Source organism: Natrinema salsiterrestre (genome assembly GCF_029502005.1).
In the GTDB taxonomy this organism is placed as follows: Archaea; Halobacteriota; Halobacteria; order Halobacteriales; family Natrialbaceae; genus Natrinema; species Natrinema salsiterrestre.
Genome location: NZ_JAMQOT010000007.1, coordinates 1 through 14,672, shown reverse-complemented (window position 1 = coordinate 14,672; position 14,672 = coordinate 1). Strand labels below are relative to the sequence as shown.

15 protein-coding genes and 1 tRNA gene are annotated in these 14,672 nt (G+C 64.4%); 11 read left to right on the top strand and 5 right to left on the bottom strand.

Annotated elements, in window-relative coordinates; genetic code table 11:
* Positions 1–12 precede the first annotated feature (12 nt).
* From NDI89_RS17755 to NDI89_RS17745, 3 genes are all read right to left on the bottom strand, one after another.
* Positions 13–2,499: a DUF2309 domain-containing protein gene (locus tag NDI89_RS17755; RefSeq protein WP_277523424.1), complete on the bottom strand. Its 2,487-nt coding sequence runs from the start codon at positions 2,497–2,499 to the stop codon at positions 13–15.
* Entirely contained in the window at positions 2,489–3,982 is a 1,494-nt protein-coding gene (locus NDI89_RS17750; RefSeq protein WP_277523422.1) for a proton-conducting transporter transmembrane domain-containing protein, read from the bottom strand. The genes NDI89_RS17755 and NDI89_RS17750 overlap by 11 nt, the downstream gene beginning before the upstream one ends.
* Before the next feature lie 310 nt (positions 3,983–4,292).
* Positions 4,293–4,757 (bottom strand): Lrp/AsnC family transcriptional regulator, encoded by a 465-nt coding sequence (locus NDI89_RS17745; RefSeq protein ID WP_277523420.1) that lies wholly within the window; start codon positions 4,755–4,757, stop codon positions 4,293–4,295.
* A gap of 152 nt (positions 4,758–4,909) precedes the next feature.
* On the opposite strand from NDI89_RS17745, the gene NDI89_RS17740 reads away from it, so the two are divergent.
* The 8 genes from NDI89_RS17740 to NDI89_RS17705 all read left to right on the top strand — a co-directional run bounded on the left by NDI89_RS17740 (position 4,910) and on the right by NDI89_RS17705 (position 12,416).
* A complete protein-coding gene (locus tag NDI89_RS17740; RefSeq protein WP_277523418.1) occupies positions 4,910–5,128 on the top strand; it encodes a hypothetical protein in 219 nt (72 codons plus the stop codon).
* A 110-nt stretch (positions 5,129–5,238) separates the two neighbouring features.
* Positions 5,239–5,433: a cold-shock protein gene (locus NDI89_RS17735; protein ID WP_005554588.1), complete on the top strand. Its 195-nt coding sequence runs from the start codon at positions 5,239–5,241 to the stop codon at positions 5,431–5,433.
* 336 nt (positions 5,434–5,769) lie between these two features.
* A complete protein-coding gene (locus NDI89_RS17730; RefSeq protein WP_277523416.1) occupies positions 5,770–6,135 on the top strand; it encodes a cupin domain-containing protein in 366 nt (121 codons plus the stop codon).
* A gap of 127 nt (positions 6,136–6,262) precedes the next feature.
* Positions 6,263–7,372: a FecCD family ABC transporter permease gene (locus tag NDI89_RS17725; RefSeq protein WP_277523413.1), complete on the top strand. Its 1,110-nt coding sequence runs from the start codon at positions 6,263–6,265 to the stop codon at positions 7,370–7,372.
* Entirely contained in the window at positions 7,372–8,229 is an 858-nt protein-coding gene (locus NDI89_RS17720; protein ID WP_277523411.1) for an ABC transporter ATP-binding protein, read from the top strand. The genes NDI89_RS17725 and NDI89_RS17720 overlap by 1 nt, the downstream gene beginning before the upstream one ends.
* 53 nt (positions 8,230–8,282) lie before the next feature.
* The gene (locus NDI89_RS17715) at positions 8,283–9,398 is read left to right on the top strand and encodes an ABC transporter substrate-binding protein (RefSeq protein WP_277523408.1); all 1,116 of its coding nucleotides are present in this window, start codon (positions 8,283–8,285) and stop codon (positions 9,396–9,398) included.
* Between the two features lie 102 nt (positions 9,399–9,500).
* Entirely contained in the window at positions 9,501–11,567 is a 2,067-nt protein-coding gene (locus NDI89_RS17710; RefSeq protein WP_277523406.1) for a DEAD/DEAH box helicase, read from the top strand.
* A 147-nt stretch (positions 11,568–11,714) separates the two neighbouring features.
* A complete protein-coding gene (locus NDI89_RS17705; protein WP_277523404.1) occupies positions 11,715–12,416 on the top strand; it encodes a DUF7504 family protein in 702 nt (233 codons plus the stop codon).
* 18 nt (positions 12,417–12,434) lie between these two features.
* Here NDI89_RS17705 and NDI89_RS17700 read toward each other — a convergent pair whose 3' ends face one another.
* On the bottom strand, positions 12,435–12,689 hold the full coding sequence (locus NDI89_RS17700) for a pro-sigmaK processing inhibitor BofA family protein (RefSeq protein WP_277523401.1): 255 nt from the start codon (positions 12,687–12,689) through the stop codon (positions 12,435–12,437).
* An 82-nt stretch (positions 12,690–12,771) separates the two neighbouring features.
* Between NDI89_RS17700 and NDI89_RS17695 the strand changes: the two genes are divergently transcribed.
* The 3 genes from NDI89_RS17695 to NDI89_RS23855 all read left to right on the top strand — a co-directional run bounded on the left by NDI89_RS17695 (position 12,772) and on the right by NDI89_RS23855 (position 14,314).
* Positions 12,772–12,844, top strand: a tRNA-Pro gene (locus tag NDI89_RS17695).
* A gap of 184 nt (positions 12,845–13,028) precedes the next feature.
* On the top strand, positions 13,029–13,268 hold the full coding sequence (locus tag NDI89_RS17690) for a DUF7563 family protein (RefSeq protein WP_277523399.1): 240 nt from the start codon (positions 13,029–13,031) through the stop codon (positions 13,266–13,268).
* An 890-nt stretch (positions 13,269–14,158) separates the two neighbouring features.
* Positions 14,159–14,314 (top strand): hypothetical protein, encoded by a 156-nt coding sequence (locus NDI89_RS23855; protein ID WP_307729455.1) that lies wholly within the window; start codon positions 14,159–14,161, stop codon positions 14,312–14,314.
* A 239-nt stretch (positions 14,315–14,553) separates the two neighbouring features.
* Here the strand turns inward: NDI89_RS23855 and NDI89_RS17680 are convergent.
* The coding region (locus NDI89_RS17680; protein WP_277523737.1) for an integrase core domain-containing protein at positions 14,554–14,672 on the bottom strand (119 nt) is incomplete at its 5' end.

The following is a 14,672-nucleotide window of genomic DNA, read 5'->3' as shown; positions in this document are numbered from 1 at the left end:
GGGAACGGGGCTTCAGTCGTCGGCCGCCGGCTGTGGCGTCGGCGCGGGCTCGCTCTCCGCCGCGGCCTCGATCTCGGCGTCGGTCTCCCACTCGAGGTCGCCGCCGTAGCGGAACCGCTCGTTGCCGCGGTCGGGATCGACGACGGTCAGGTCCCCGATCCAGCCGTTGTCGAGCAGTCGACGGACGTCCTCGTGCTCGCGCAGGATTTCCGTTACGCGGTCGACCGGGGCGTGGACGACCGCCGTCAGGCGGAGCGGCTGGTGGTGCGGTCGGTCGTCGCCGCTCTTCAACGACTGGAGCGGCAGGCCGGTCATCAGGTCGCCGCCGTTGCCCTGTACGACGCCGACGTTGCCGACCGGGTTCTGGGTGACCTTCGAGCCGCTCCCGTAGACGGCGTTGTCCACGGTCGCGAAGTAGTACTGGTTGTTGATCCACTGGGTGACGACCAGCGGCCCGGCCAGGATCGCCTCGAGCGCCTCGCCGTCCGGATCGGTCGTCCAGTCGTAGGAGTGGAGGAACGCGCGGCCGGCGAGATTCCGATCGTCGGTGAGTTCGCGCGGGCCGATGACGAAGGAGGCGTTCCCGGCAAGCCCCCACTCGGGACGCGTCTCGGCCCAGTCGGCCGCCTTCCGTTTCACCTCGTCGACGGCCGCGTCGGCGTCGTCCGCCGACGGAGTGCGCTCGGCCGCGGCCCCGGTCTGCGCGCGGGCGAGGTCCTCGCGGAGCGTCTCGAGGTCGTCGCGGTGACTCTCCGGTACTGCATCGTCGAACAGGGTGATCTCGTCGGTCGTGGTGTTGTGTTCGCCCGCGAGGAAGACGGTGTCCTCGGGGACGTCGAAGCCGCGATCGCGGAGGGCCTCGCGGACGTCCTCGTCGTTGCAGATCGCCGCGAGCACGCGGGCGTTCGGTCCGCCCGGATTCCCGGCGCAGGCGCCGCAGTCGAGGCTCGAGTCGAAGGGATTGTTCGTCGTCTCGCTCGCGTGGCCGGTGAAGACGACCAGGCGAGCGAACTCCTCCCAGCCCATGAGCTCGAAGGCGGTGGCGGCGTACTCGACCTTTTCCTCGAGGCGCATCCCCTGCGGGAGCTCGGCCGCGCCGTGGGCGTGATCGCCGTACTCGTCCTCGTCGACGGCGGGGGAACAGAACTCCTGAAGGCTCGGCACGCGCTCCTCCAGGGCGCCCTCGAGCGCGGAGACGGTCCCGGGCGACAGCGTCCGCGTCGCCATCGCGGAGCCGTAGGCGGCCCCGCCGCCCTCGACGAACGTGAACGCGGAGACGACGTTGTGCTTGAGCGCCCCGAAGTGTTTGCGGGCCGCGTTCACCAGTCCGGTCCACCGGTCGCGGGCGGTCGCGGCGTCCGAATCGTCCGCCGGACGGTCGACGACGCGATGGGCCGGGTCGACGATCGGCGGACAGGCGTCGATATCGATCTCGGCGTCGTAGCCCCGGTAGCGCATCGGAACGCCGAAGAAGCCCGCGTAGCCGTGCGTCTCGTAGGGTCCCTGGGCCTCGATGTGACGGCGGATCACCTCCGAGCGAGTGTCGATGCAGAACACGAGCTGTGCCGCCGGTCGCGAGCCGTCGCCGCGGGACGGATCCGTGACCGTGTCGTCGATCGCCTCGAGGAGCTGCTCTCGATAGCTCCCCTCCCAGGCGGTCAACCAGATTTCGGGGAGCGGCACCTCGTCGCCCTCGCCGTCGCCATCGGCGGGAACGGTAGTATCGGTACTCCCGCTGACAGCGTCGGCGTCATCGGGATCGATCGGTGCGTCCAGCAGGTCGGCCAGCGTTAGCCGCACCGCGAGATACCCGTTCAGCGTGATCGGGTACTCCTGTTGCCACGGATCGGCGTCACCGTCGGCACGCTGTTTGACGAATCCGCTCCAGCCGGGGAGCGCGGCGAGGTGGTGTTCGACGATGTCCACCCAGCGGCCTTCGGGATAGTCGCTGAGGACCGCCTCGAGCGCGTCGATCGGCGCTTCGGGGAGGTCGTCAGGGTCGCTACAGCCGGGGACGTCGCGATCGTACGGAGCGACATCGCGCCAGGCGGCGTAGAATCCCTGCTCGCGGTCGGGCATCGACCACTTCGCCTGGCCGTGATCGAGAAACGCGGCGAGCCACTTCGAGAGCACCCGGTCGACGGTCGCCGTCGCGGGATCGGTCTCGGTGCCGCCGTCTGTTTCGGCCTCGGCCAGCTCGTCGAGGAGCGTCTCGGGGTCCCGGTCGATGCCGCGGGCCTCGAGTTCGTCGCGCAGCACGTCCGGATCGATCCGGCCCTCGTCCCAGGCGCGGCGGAAGACGGACGGACGCGGGTAGCCGCGGCCGCCGAACAGTCGCTCGCCGTCCGCGACGGCCCGGTGAAACGGCTCGTCTTCGAACCCCGAGAGGGGGTTGGCCGTGACGAAGGAGTGCAGCGGCCAGACCGAGCCGAGCGCGTCGGCCGCGCGGTCGATACTGTCGTCGATGCGACGGCGGTCGGACGTGTGGTCAGACGTCATCGTATTCCTCCTTGGTGGTGAGAACGGTCGACGGATCCGGTTTCGAGACGTTCAGCAGCGAGACGTAGAGGCGAGTGCTCGAGCGGTGCCAGCCCAGTTCGGTCACGAGATACGAGCCGACGAACAGGGCGACGACGAGGGAGTGGGCGACGGTCAGGTCGGTCGACACGTACGTCATCGGCACTCCCGAGAGCATCGTCGAGACGGCGTTGAACAGTGCGGCGTAGCCGCCGATGGCGAACAGGACGACCAGCGGAACGCTGACGAACCGAACCGACGTCGGGAGCGTCGACCGTCGGAGGATATCGCGGGCGGCTGTCAGCGTCGTCAGGACGACGACGATCGTCAAGACGGTGCCGCTGTTCAACGAGAGACTCGTCGCTTTCCCGGTGAGGACGCCGAACAGGACGCCGCCGCCGACGGCCGTGAGCAGGCTGACGGCGACGCCGGGGAACCCGAGTCGGGCGTGGTCGGCGTGTCCGGGCGCCGTCCGCTCGACGGTCGCGCCCGCCGACAGGAAGAGATACGCCTTGTAGAAGCCGTGCAGGATGAGGTGTGCGATCGCGGCGGCGAAGAAGCCGAGTCCGCACTGCAGTATCATAAAGCCCATCTGGGCCATGGTCGAGCAGCCGAGTTCGCGTTTGACGTTCGGCTGAACGAGCACCATGGCCTGTCCGAGCAGGGCGCTGCACGCGCCGACGACGACGATCGCCGACATGACGACGAGTTCGTCGGCGAGCAGCGGCGCGAATCTGGTGAGCAGGACGCCGCCCGCATTGACGAAGCCGGCGTGCATCAATGCGGACGCCGGCGTCGGTGCGGTCATCGACGACAGCAGCCAGTTGTGGAAGGGAAAGAGCGCGGACTGGATGATCGCCGCGAGAACGATCGCCGCGGCGGCGACGAACGTGACCGCGTTCGGTGCGCTCTCGAGGGCCTCGAGGATGCCGGTGACGGTGGTCGTCCCCGTCGCCCAGGCCAGCGCGGCCAGCGCGGCGGCGAGCAGTCCGCTGCTGGCGAGGAAGTACCGCCGAGCGAGCGCCGCGGCGGCCTGAGCCTGCGCCCAGTCGCGGACGTGTCCGATGAGCGACGCCATCACCAGCCCCATCGCCAGCCACGCGGCCGCAAACAGCGCGATGTGATTCGCGGCGGTCATCGTCATGACCACGAGCGTGAACGCGAAGACGCGGGCGTAGAACCGATCGATAGCGCGGTCGCCCGCCATGTATCGTCGGGAGTAACTGTGGACGATCCCGCTGAAGAAGGTGACCACGACCCACATGATCGCCGTCAGCCCGTCGACTCGCAGGAGGTCCGAAAGCTCCCATCCGGCTCCGCTTCGGATCGTCAGGGCGAGTACCCCGACGCTGCACAGAAAGAGCGCCCAGACCGTCCAGGTCGACGCTCGCGGAACGAACGAACTCGGTGGCCTCGGTTCGGAGAGTTGTGCGACGTCGCCGTCGAGTGATGGGTCATCGATCATACTTCGGTTTCACACGCGGACCAGCGGGGTTCGCCCTGTCACCGCGCGCCGTTCGCGGCAACACTTGCAGAACTGGTCGTCTTCAGACGATATATGAACAGAGTGGTTATTATAGGCTTCGATTCGAACAATTCGTTCGACATCTAGTTTGGTACTGCATAGCACTCGATGAGACGAGGAGGCAGAGACGACCGAAAAGTCGGGCGGAAATCGGACGAAGGCCGGGATAGAGCCGCTAACAGCTGAACTCAGGCCGATCGAGCGGCGTCTGTACCGTCCCGTCGAAGAGAGATCGCCGACGGCATCGAGTTCACCGTGACGAAAATTCGTCGAACGACGTCGAGTGTTGACTGCGAACGAGCACCTCGTCGGTGATCGTCAACCCCATATCCGAAATCTCCCGGGCGATCGGCGTGATATCCCTATCAGTTTCGCCGACGACCGTTACGAGGAGGTTACGCTCGCCCCGTATCAGCTCCTGGACCGACACGACGCCGGAAATATTGAGAATCCCGTCGACGTATTCGCCCCGCTCCGTGATCGGTGCCGTACAGAACAGGAGCATTCGAATCGGATAGCCGGACTCCGTGTAATCGATGTTCGCGCTGTACCCCTTGATGACCCCCTCCGACTCCAGCCGCTGAATCCGCTTTCGAACCGTACTCGAGGAGGCCTCGGTCCGCTCGGCGATCTCGCTCGAGGAGAGGTTCCGGGCCTCTTCCTGTAACGCGTAGAGGATTTCCCGATCGACCGCGTCGAGCTCGTACTCCGTCATACCGGTCGTTTGTTCGGAGTGCTATAAGGAACTTCGGCTGACAGAACCGAGCCGAGCGAGACGGCCGCCGGATTCGGACCCGTCGACCGCGGTGAGCAGACCGCCTCGAGCGTGTCGATACCGTTTTGGTCGTACCGACGAAACCCGCACCCATGCGATCGTTCTTCGAGTCCGATCTCGGGTTCTACTACGGCGTCGGGGTGTTCATCATCGGGGTGTTCGTCGTCGGGATGGCGACGTTCGCCGTACTCAACCCCGGTGGCGTCGGCACCGTCGAGCTCGTCGGACTGTCCGGCGGGTTCTTCCTGTTCATGCTGGTCTACTTCATCGCGATTTCGATCCAGCGACTGGAGGGCGGCGACAGTGTGTGATATGACGCCCACAGGGAACAGCTGAGCAGCGAACCGCCGTTCTATCCGCTTTTCGAACCGATTCTCGAGTCGCAGGCTTTATGTCTACCTGGCGCTTCTCTTCAGAAGCAATGGCGAAAGGAACCGTTGATTTCTTCAACGACACTGGCGGCTACGGATTCATCGAGACTGAGGACGCGGACGACGACGTGTTCTTCCACATGGAAGACATCGGCGGCCCCGACCTGGAAGAAGGACAGGAGCTCGAGTTCGATATCGAGCAGGCCCCCAAGGGCCCGCGCGCGACGAACGTCGAGCGCCTGTAAGGCGGAATTCGTAACGGTATCGGCACTTGACTGCAGTATTTTATCGCTCCCGAGCCACGGCACCGTCGTCGGTGGCGAACGTATCGCTATCGATCCATAGCGGATCGAAGACCGATACTGTTATGGAGTCGATGACTGGGATATTATTTTATGACTACGCTCTCGATCGGAATCCCGGAGCTCTTCGTCATCGCGTTCAATCTCGTTCTCGTCTGTGGAATCGTCGGCGGACTCTGGTATCTTCTCACGAAACTTCGGCGGACGGTGTAGGGCAGGGAACGCCGTCTGCCGGCGTCCGACCCGGACGGTTTTGTAGATCCGACGCCCACGTCCGGTATGACCGAGCCTGTGCTGCGACGCGGCGACGAGATCGAGTACGAGACGGTCTCCGCCGCCGACGGCCTCGAGAAGGGCGTCCTGATCGCCGACGACCACGGCGCGCCGAACTTCGCGATCCGGCGGTTCGTCCTCGAGCCCGGTGGCGCCGTCCCGGAACACACCAACGAGGTCGAACACGAGCAGTACGTCCTCGCGGGCGAGTACACGGTCGGGATAGGAGACGAGGAGTACGCGGTCGAACCGGGCGACTCGCTGCTCATCCCCGCGGGCACGGTCCACTGGTACCGCAACGAGGGCGACGAGCCCAGTGCGTTCATCTGTGCCGTTCCGAACGGGGACGACGAGATCCGATTGCTCGAGTGACGGCCCCTCGCCGGGTCGGTGACCGTACGCACCAAATCGAGGGGAACAGCCGACCGAGAGCGAGCGGCGGGGCACCCGATCCGACAATCGCAACTTCTATACGTATTTTAGGGATACCTAAATGCCAATGGCAGAATCGCAGTCGGTGGTGGACCGCGCAACCACCCGGAAGCGGGAAGGATGGGTCACGGGGACGCTCGTCCTCTTCTGTCTGGCGAGCATGGTCGTTACCATCGCCGCCGGCCTCGTGCAAGTGAGTTTCGGGGAATACTCGATGACGTTCCGCCAGGCCTGGACGGCGGTCTTCAACCCCGCCGTGATCTTCGACCTCGACGCCTGGTCGTCGTTCCTGTTCGGGACGGAGCGACCGGAGATGAGCACCGAGAGCGTCGTCGTCTGGAATCTCCGGTTACCGCGAGTGTTCGTCGCGATCATCACCGGTGCGACGCTCTCGGTCTCCGGTGCGGTCTTCCAGGCCGTGACGCGTAACGAACTGGCGAGTCCGTTCGTGCTGGGGGTCAGCTCCGGTGCGGGGTTCGCCGTTCTGGCGACGCTGGTCGTCTTCAGCGGCCTCACGCCGTTTTTGCCGCTGATCGCCGCGCTGGGCGGGACGGTCGCGTTCGCGATCGTCTATACGATCGCCTGGAAAGGCGGCACGAGCCCCGTCCGACTCGTCCTCGCGGGCGTGATCGTCAACATGGTCTTCCAGTCGCTCCAGCAGGGGCTGTTCTTCTTCGCGGACGATCTGGGGGTCGTACAGACGGCGATCGCCTGGATCACGGGCTCGTTCACCGGTACCGGCTGGGAGGAAGTCCGAATCGCGGTCCTGCCGGCGGCCGTTTCGATCGCGATCGCACTCGCCGGTGCGCGCCAGTTGAACGTGCTCATGCTGGGTGAGAACACCGCCCGTTCGCTCGGGATGCGCGTCGAGCGGGTCCGCTTTTTCCTCTCGGCGGTCGCCATTCTGGCCGCGAGTGCCGCGATCGCCGTGGCGGGCGTCGTCAGCTTCTTCGGTCTCGTCGTTCCTCACATCGTCCGGAACACGGTCGGGGGCGACTACCGACGGCTGATGGTCGGCTGCGTCTTCGCCGGCCCCGCGCTGATGGTCACCGCCGACGTCGGCGCGCGGCTCGCCCTGGGGGGAACGCAGATGCCCGTCGGCGTCGTGACCGGACTTATCGGCGGCCCGTACTTCCTCTATCTGATGCGCAAACAGCAGTCGATGGGTGAACTATAATGGCACGCACACAGGGAGACGCGGACCGAGGGCAAGAGCGAATCACTGACGACAACGGCATCGCAGTCGAGAGCGCACTGGTCGGCGACAGCCTCGAGCTCAGTTATCCGACGAGCGAGGAGACCGTCGTCGACTGTGCGCGCCTCGACATTCCCGAGGAGGCGGTGACCGCACTCGTCGGTCCGAACGGCAGCGGGAAGAGTACGCTCCTGAAGGCGCTCTCGAACCACCTCGAGCCGGACGCGGGGACGGTCCGGATCCACGGCAGCGATCTCGAGTCGTTCAGTCAGAAGGAGCTGGCGCGCGAACTGGGCGTCCTCTCGCAGGAGAACGACTCGCTGAGCTCGATCTCGGTCGAGGATCTCGTCTATCACGGCCGCTACCCCTACCGGGGTTTCTTCGACGGCGTCAGCGACGAGGATCACGCGGCGGTCGAACGCGCCATCGAACTGGCGGGGATCGAAGCGCTCCGCGACGCCGAACTCGGCCAGCTGAGCGGTGGCCAGAAACAGCTCGCGTGGATCGCCATGGTGTTAGCACAGGACACCGACGTCCTGTTGCTCGACGAGCCGACGACCTTCCTCGACGTCCACCACCAGTTTCGCGTCCTCGAGACGATCCGCCAGCTCAACGAGCGGAAGGGCGTCACCGTGGCCGTCATCCTCCACGATATCTCGCAGGCCGCTCGCTTCGCGGACTATCTGGTCGCGATGCGTGACGGTGAACTGTACGACTGGGGGCCGCCCGAAGAGGTCGTGACAGAACAGCTACTCGCCGACGTCTTCGGGGTCGAAGCCACCGTCGAATACGAGCCCGAACTGCAGGTCCTCCCCAAACGAGCGCTTTCGGACCGGTGACCGGTCGTCGGCAGTCGGAAGGGTTTTATATTTTTAGGCTCGCCTAAAACGTGATGACCGACGAACGGAGCTGGACGAGGCGAGACGTCATTCGAACGAGCAGTGCGATCGCCGGTATGGGCGTGTTGGCCGGCTGTACCGGTGGGGGAAGCGAGGGAGGGCCATCGGACGGCGACTCGTACACGGTGACGATGGAGCCGGTCGGAGAAGTCGAGTTCCCCGACGTCCCGGAGACGTGGGTCGCCAACAACGGCAGCTGGGCCGACATGGGAATCGCGCTCGGACAGGAGCCGCCGGAAGGGGTCTGGCTGCCGTCCCGATACCACACGCAGTATTACGACGAGATCCCCGACGTCAGTGTCAGCAAAGACGGAATGACGCGGCTCTCCGACGACGGCATCGATCCGGAGACGTTCTACGAACTCGACGGCGACGTCCACGTCATCGATCCCAACTTCCTGACGAACCGGTTCGGCGACGACGTCAGCGAGAGCGATATCGAAGACATCGAACGCGACATCGCGCCGTTCTTCGGCAACAGCATCTTTTCGACCGGCTACCCGTGGCACGAAGACTACGCGTACCTCTCCCTGTACGAAGCGTTCGGGAAGCTCGCCGAGGTGTTCCAGGAGACCGAGCGATACGAGGAGTTCGTCTCCCTCCACGACGAGTTCCAGTCGAACGTCGCGGATATCGTCCCGTCGGAGGGCGAGCGACCGACCGTCGCGATCATGTGGGCCGTCGAGAGCGATATGGGTTCGTTCTCCCCGTACCTGATCGGCGAGGGAACGAGTTTCAAGCAGTGGCGCGAGCTGAAGGTCAACGACGCGTTCGCCGACACGGACGTACGAGACTTCCACAGCACGCGCGGAAAGATCGACTACGAGACGCTCCTCGAGATCGATCCCGAGATCATCCTGTTCCGCGGACAGGAAGCCAAGACCGCCGCGGAGTTCCGGGACGAGATCGTCTCGCAGATGGAAGACGACGACACCGCCCGCGAGCTGACTGCGGTCCAGAACGACGACGTCTACCGCGGCGGTCCCCTCTATCAGGGGCCGATCACGAACCTCGTCGTCACGCAGCGCGCGGCCGAACAGCTCTACGACGTCGACGAGCAGCTGTACGATCCACAGCGGGTCAGCGACATCGTCAACGGGAACTTCTAGACGACCGGGCCGACTCCGCCGTCTTCTCTCACTCCGACTCGAACGACCGACCCCGTATCCGAGTCCGAATCGCTCAAGTACGCCACCCGTCTATCGGGTATCGTGTCGAAGCAGGTCCAGCAGGTCGAAACGATCTTCTGTCACGAGACGGGCGACGACTATCTGATCGTCGTCGAACGTGACGGCAAACGGCTGTTCCGGGCGAAACTCGGGCTCTCCGAGACCTCGGCCGGCCTCCGGCCCGCGAAGTTCCGGCTGAAGGAGGGCTCGAGCGAAGAGCCGCGCCAGCCCGACGAGTTCGTCGAGCTCGCTCGCCGAGCGAAGCGGATCCGCATCTCCGAGCAGACCTCGTCCGCGGGGCGACGCGACCTACAAGAGATGCTCGCGGGCTACCAGCTCGAGGACAAAGTCAAGACCGTCCGGACCTGCCGTTACTGCGCCTCTGCGGGGCGATATTCGCCGATTACGACCGATACCGCCGTCAAGGATGACGACGACTGGATCTGCCGGGACTGCGCACGGCAGGAACTCGAGCGCCAGCTGTCCTTTTCCGGCGGCGGCGAGGTGTCGGGTGCCGCGAAAGACCGCCTCGAGGACCTCATGATGGAGGTCCAGGACCTCGAGCGGATCGTCAACCTGCTCAAGGGCCAGCTCGATCCCGATCTGACGAAGTTCGATACCATCTCGGCGACGACCGACGAGGTCGACCCCGTTCGGACCGACTCGCTGAACCTGCATCCGGGGCTGCAGGACCTGCTCGAGGACCGGTTCGATACCCTGCTGCCGGTCCAGAGCCTCTCCGTCGAGCACGGCCTCTTCGACGGCGACGACCAGCTCGTCGTCTCCGCGACGGCGACCGGGAAGACCCTCATCGGCGAACTGGCCGGGATCAACCGCGTACTGAACAACAAGGGGACGATGCTCTTTCTCGTTCCCCTCGTGGCGCTGGCCAACCAGAAGTACGAGGACTTTCAGGACGAGTACGGCCACCTCGTCGACGTCTCCATTCGCGTGGGCGCGAGCCGGGTCGCCGACGAGGGCGAGCGGTTCGACCCCAACGCCGACGTCATCGTCGGCACCTACGAGGGGATCGACCACGCCCTGCGAACGGGCAAGGACATGGGCGACATCGGAACCGTCGTCATCGACGAGGTCCACACCCTCAAGGAAGAGGATCGAGGTCACCGACTCGACGGCCTGATTTCGCGGCTCAAATACACGTGCGAGCAGCGAGCGAAGCGACGGGACGACTACGGCGGCGCGCAGTGGGTCTACCTCTCGGCGACCGTCGGGAACCCCGAACAGCTCACCGAGGCCCTCGAGGCGACGCTCATCGAGTTCGAGGAGCGGCCGGTGCCGATCGAGCGCCACGTCACCTTCGCGGACGGCCAGGAGAAGGTCCGCGTCGAGAACAAACTCGTCAGACGCGAGTTCGATACCGAGTCCTCGAAGGGGTATCGCGGGCAGACGATCATCTTCACCAACTCCCGGCGGCGCTGTCACGAGATTTCGCGGAAGCTCGACTACTCCGCCGCACCGTACCACGCCGGCCTCGACTACAAGCGCCGGAAAGAGGTCGAACGCAAGTTCGGCGAGCAGGAACTCTCCGCCGTCGTCACGACCGCCGCGCTGGCCGCGGGGGTCGACTTCCCCGCCTCGCAGGTGATTTTCGACTCGCTGGCGATGGGGATCGAGTGGCTCTCGGTCCAGGAGTTCCACCAGATGCTCGGCCGCGCGGGCCGGCCCGACTACCACGACAAGGGCACGGTGTACGTCCTCGTCGAGCCCGACACCGTCTACCACAACTCCATGGAGATGACCGAAGACGAGGTCGCGTTCAAACTGCTCAAAGGCGAGATGGAGTCGGTGATGACCCACTACGACGAGGCCGCCGCTGTCGAGGAAACCCTCGCGAACATCACCGTCGGCGGAAAGGCAGCGAAAGCGCTCAACGACCGCATGCTCGGTGAAGTCCCCACCAAACACGCCATCGGGAAGCTCCTCGAGTACGACTTCATCGACGGCTTCGAACCCACGCCGCTGGGACAGGTCGTCACCGAACACTTCCTCGAGCCCGGGCAGGCGTTCATGCTCCTCGACGGCATCCGCAAGGACGCCCACCCCTACGAGCTCGTCGCGGACCTCGAACTTCGCGATACGGACCTCTAGCCGTCGCGTTCGGGGATACCGAGTCCGTCCGATCCCAGCCGTGGCGCGGCCAAAGTCGTTTTTCGAACCTGTCGCCGGCCGGAACGGTAAAGAACGAGAGGAAACAATCAGTGGTCAACGACGGGGTACGACCCCACCACTGTCACCATGGAACCGACTACGCCAGCCGCGATCGATCCACCGGCGAACGTTTTGCTCGTCCACTCGAGACACGACGAGCCGGACGCCTGCGAAGCGCTGTGTCACGACGACGGCGGCACGGCCCATCTCACGGTGACGTTCAACGACGAGGTGCCGGCGTATCCGGACGGAGAAACGGTCGACCGCAAACTCGGACTGCTCACCGTCGGGAACGTACTGACCGACGACGGCGCCGAGTCAGTCCCGGATTTCACCGAGCCGGTCGTCTCCGACACGGTACCCGACCCGACCGACCTCTCGGAAATCGGCGTCGCAGTCAGTCGATTCTGTAAACACTGGGCCGAGACCGACGAGGAGATCACGGTCTGTTTCGACTCCCTCGATGCCCTCCTCCGACACACCTCACCCAAGGACGTCTTCCAGTTCACGCACGTCCTCACGAACCGGCTCTCGAGCGTCGACGCCTACGCACACTGTCACTTCGATCCGACCCGCCACGAGGATCGGGTCGTCTCCACGTTCGGAACGATCTTCGACAGCGTCGTCGTCGCCGACGACGCCGACGATTCCCTCCCGGAAGCGACCGACGACGAGGTCGCGTCGCTACTGGCCGAGTGGGAAGACGAATCAGCCGTGGACCTGACGCCCGATCCGGACACGGTCACCGAAGCGACCGACGAGGAGATCGCACAGATGCTCGGGAAGTGAGCCGGTCGTTCGACGGGCTCAGGGGACGAACCCGACGCCGAAAAACGAGAGCGCGAGGACGAGCAGCGACCCCGGAACGCCGCCGATAGCGACGATCGCGATCGTAACCGGCGTCACCGCCACTGCGAACCCGAAGAGCGCCTGTGCGAGATACAACACCAGGAGTCCGACCACCGCGTTGACGATGAACGGGCTGATCGCCCGCACGATCCGTGCCGCAGCGAGGACGAGTACGAGAACGAGGACCAAAATCAGGAGCTCGAGGCCTGTCATGGCCGGCGCTACCACAGCGGCAGGCAAAACGGTTCGGACCGTAACGAAACCCTTTATGACGTGCGACCGGTAGGGGTGGTACGGGATCGTGGGTTAGCTTGGTATACTTCGGGCCTTGGGTGCCCGTGACCCCGGTTCAAATCCGGGCGATCCCATACTACTGCTGCGAGCAAAACCGCGAGCAGCAGGAATCGGAAAGAGCCCGGATTTGAGTCAGGCAGGAGCTTGCTCCGACCGTGGTTCAAATCCGGGCGATCCCATACAATAGATAAGTAAAGCGAGCTTTTTTGCCGCTTTGCTTCGGTCGTTCCCACACCACTTAGCGGCCGCTTTCTCGAGGTGGTCGGCGTGACGGTCGCGCCGTGGCCGTCGGTCGACAACTCGACGTGTCGCCACTGCGATGCCCACGTCGCGGATCGGTTCCGTCGCGTCTTCGGTGACGATGATGATCGGGCCCACCGCTGTGGCGACGGCGATACCGACGCGCGACTGAGCCGCGGCTCTGCAGCTGGCGTCGACGTTTCGGTTCCGGATCCAGAGACGTCGCCCGGCCGTCACGGAGGTGGTAACGATGCGTAACGGGTTCGTCCGGGGGAGCGAACTGTTGGATGTCGAGAGTCGGTCGCTAATCGCCCATCCGGCCCACCAAGCAACTGATACCGACGTTCGGCAGGCCCTCGAGGATCGCGACGGTCGGGCCGACCGCGGACGATTCTCGACCGATAGCGCTCGTAAAAAGAAGGCTGGAATTTGGCCGGATCAGAGCGGGAGCGACCATTCGTGGTCGCAGGTTGTACAGACGAAATTTGCGACGGCCTCTCCCTCGGAAACGTATTTTGCGACCCGCTCTCCCAGCCCATCATCACAGTTGGGGCAGCGAGCTAGCATCCGGCAACTGGTCTCTAGCCGTCACGGGGAGATCAGTCTGGGGCCCCGATATATTGGATGGGCGAATGTTGACAGTTGCGTATTATACGTCGCTACCTTCGGAGAGAGGGAAAGAATAGCTGTCAGCGGGCTACTTCAGTCCGAAAAAGGGTAGCTAAAGCAGTTGGGAAACGGAGCGATTCACCTCAGCACGCGGAAGTTGTTCGACCCGCAGGAACAGGCCGCTGTCCCGATGGGTCGGATGCTTCCGTTCAGGAGTTTTTTCGCTGCGTATGCCGACTCGCAGCGAACGCACACGGCCACAACTCGGTTGTGGTCGCGCAAGGCGATCACCCCATGCCGATCTGGGCAGCGAGCCATCTTCAATTCCTGTGAAAAATATCGCGTAATTTGTCACAGAGAGATATTCGCTCCCGTTTGTACGCGCTCAACGAGAGCTAACTACGAGGACGGTGGTTCTCGATGAGCCGCGTCGTTGAGGCCGAGCCGGCGAGCTCGGCGGCGAGTCGATTCGGCATTCCTGTCGACGCGGTCCGCGTGGGCTGTGGGCAGGCTCGAGTCAAACGGCGAGCTTCGAGGAGATGAACCAGCGGCCCGACGCCGACCCGATCGCCCTCGAGGCGGCTGACTGCACGCCGTTCAAGCAGGTCTGTTACCAGTATCAGGGTGCGACTGTCAGACGGGATCACCGCCGAGCGACTCTCCGAGTGGGATATCGAGGGCCGTGGCCGCGGTGAACGGAAAGCATCGTACAGCATCGGCTCGCGGTTCCCGAACGTGCGCCACTGGGAGATCGCCGAGATACTCTCTACTCGAGCAGTGACGTCCGATATCGACACAGAAACCGCCACTACCGCTGATTCAGGGAGATATAGAGCAGTTTGAAGAGCATCCTGTGTTTGTCCGATGAACGGTGAGTAGTGTTCAGGACAGGCCAATACTGTACTACCTTACACAAAAAGAAGGGGGGCACTGTCTAGTTTAGCACCTCCGCTGGCGTCTGTCCGTTGAGTGACTGGTGCGGTCGCTGTGTGTTATAGTAGTGTACGAACTGTTCAATCCATCCTCTGACGCTCGCCCGACTGCCGACCCATG

Coding starts and splice junctions, on each gene's coding strand:
- NDI89_RS17740 (WP_277523418.1), top strand. CDS start 4,910: ATGCGATCGTTCTTCGAGTCCGATCTCGGGTTCTACTACGGCGTCGGG.
- NDI89_RS17700 (WP_277523401.1), bottom strand. CDS start 12,689: ATGACAGGCCTCGAGCTCCTGATTTTGGTCCTCGTTCTCGTACTCGTC.
- NDI89_RS17720 (WP_277523411.1), top strand. CDS start 7,372: ATGGCACGCACACAGGGAGACGCGGACCGAGGGCAAGAGCGAATCACT.
- NDI89_RS17755 (WP_277523424.1), bottom strand. CDS start 2,499: ATGACGTCTGACCACACGTCCGACCGCCGTCGCATCGACGACAGTATC.
- NDI89_RS17705 (WP_277523404.1), top strand. CDS start 11,715: ATGGAACCGACTACGCCAGCCGCGATCGATCCACCGGCGAACGTTTTG.
- NDI89_RS17715 (WP_277523408.1), top strand. CDS start 8,283: ATGACCGACGAACGGAGCTGGACGAGGCGAGACGTCATTCGAACGAGC.
- NDI89_RS17750 (WP_277523422.1), bottom strand. CDS start 3,982: ATGATCGATGACCCATCACTCGACGGCGACGTCGCACAACTCTCCGAA.
- NDI89_RS17735 (WP_005554588.1), top strand. CDS start 5,239: ATGGCGAAAGGAACCGTTGATTTCTTCAACGACACTGGCGGCTACGGA.
- NDI89_RS23855 (WP_307729455.1), top strand. CDS start 14,159: ATGAACCAGCGGCCCGACGCCGACCCGATCGCCCTCGAGGCGGCTGAC.
- NDI89_RS17745 (WP_277523420.1), bottom strand. CDS start 4,757: ATGACGGAGTACGAGCTCGACGCGGTCGATCGGGAAATCCTCTACGCG.
- NDI89_RS17730 (WP_277523416.1), top strand. CDS start 5,770: ATGACCGAGCCTGTGCTGCGACGCGGCGACGAGATCGAGTACGAGACG.
- NDI89_RS17725 (WP_277523413.1), top strand. CDS start 6,263: ATGGCAGAATCGCAGTCGGTGGTGGACCGCGCAACCACCCGGAAGCGG.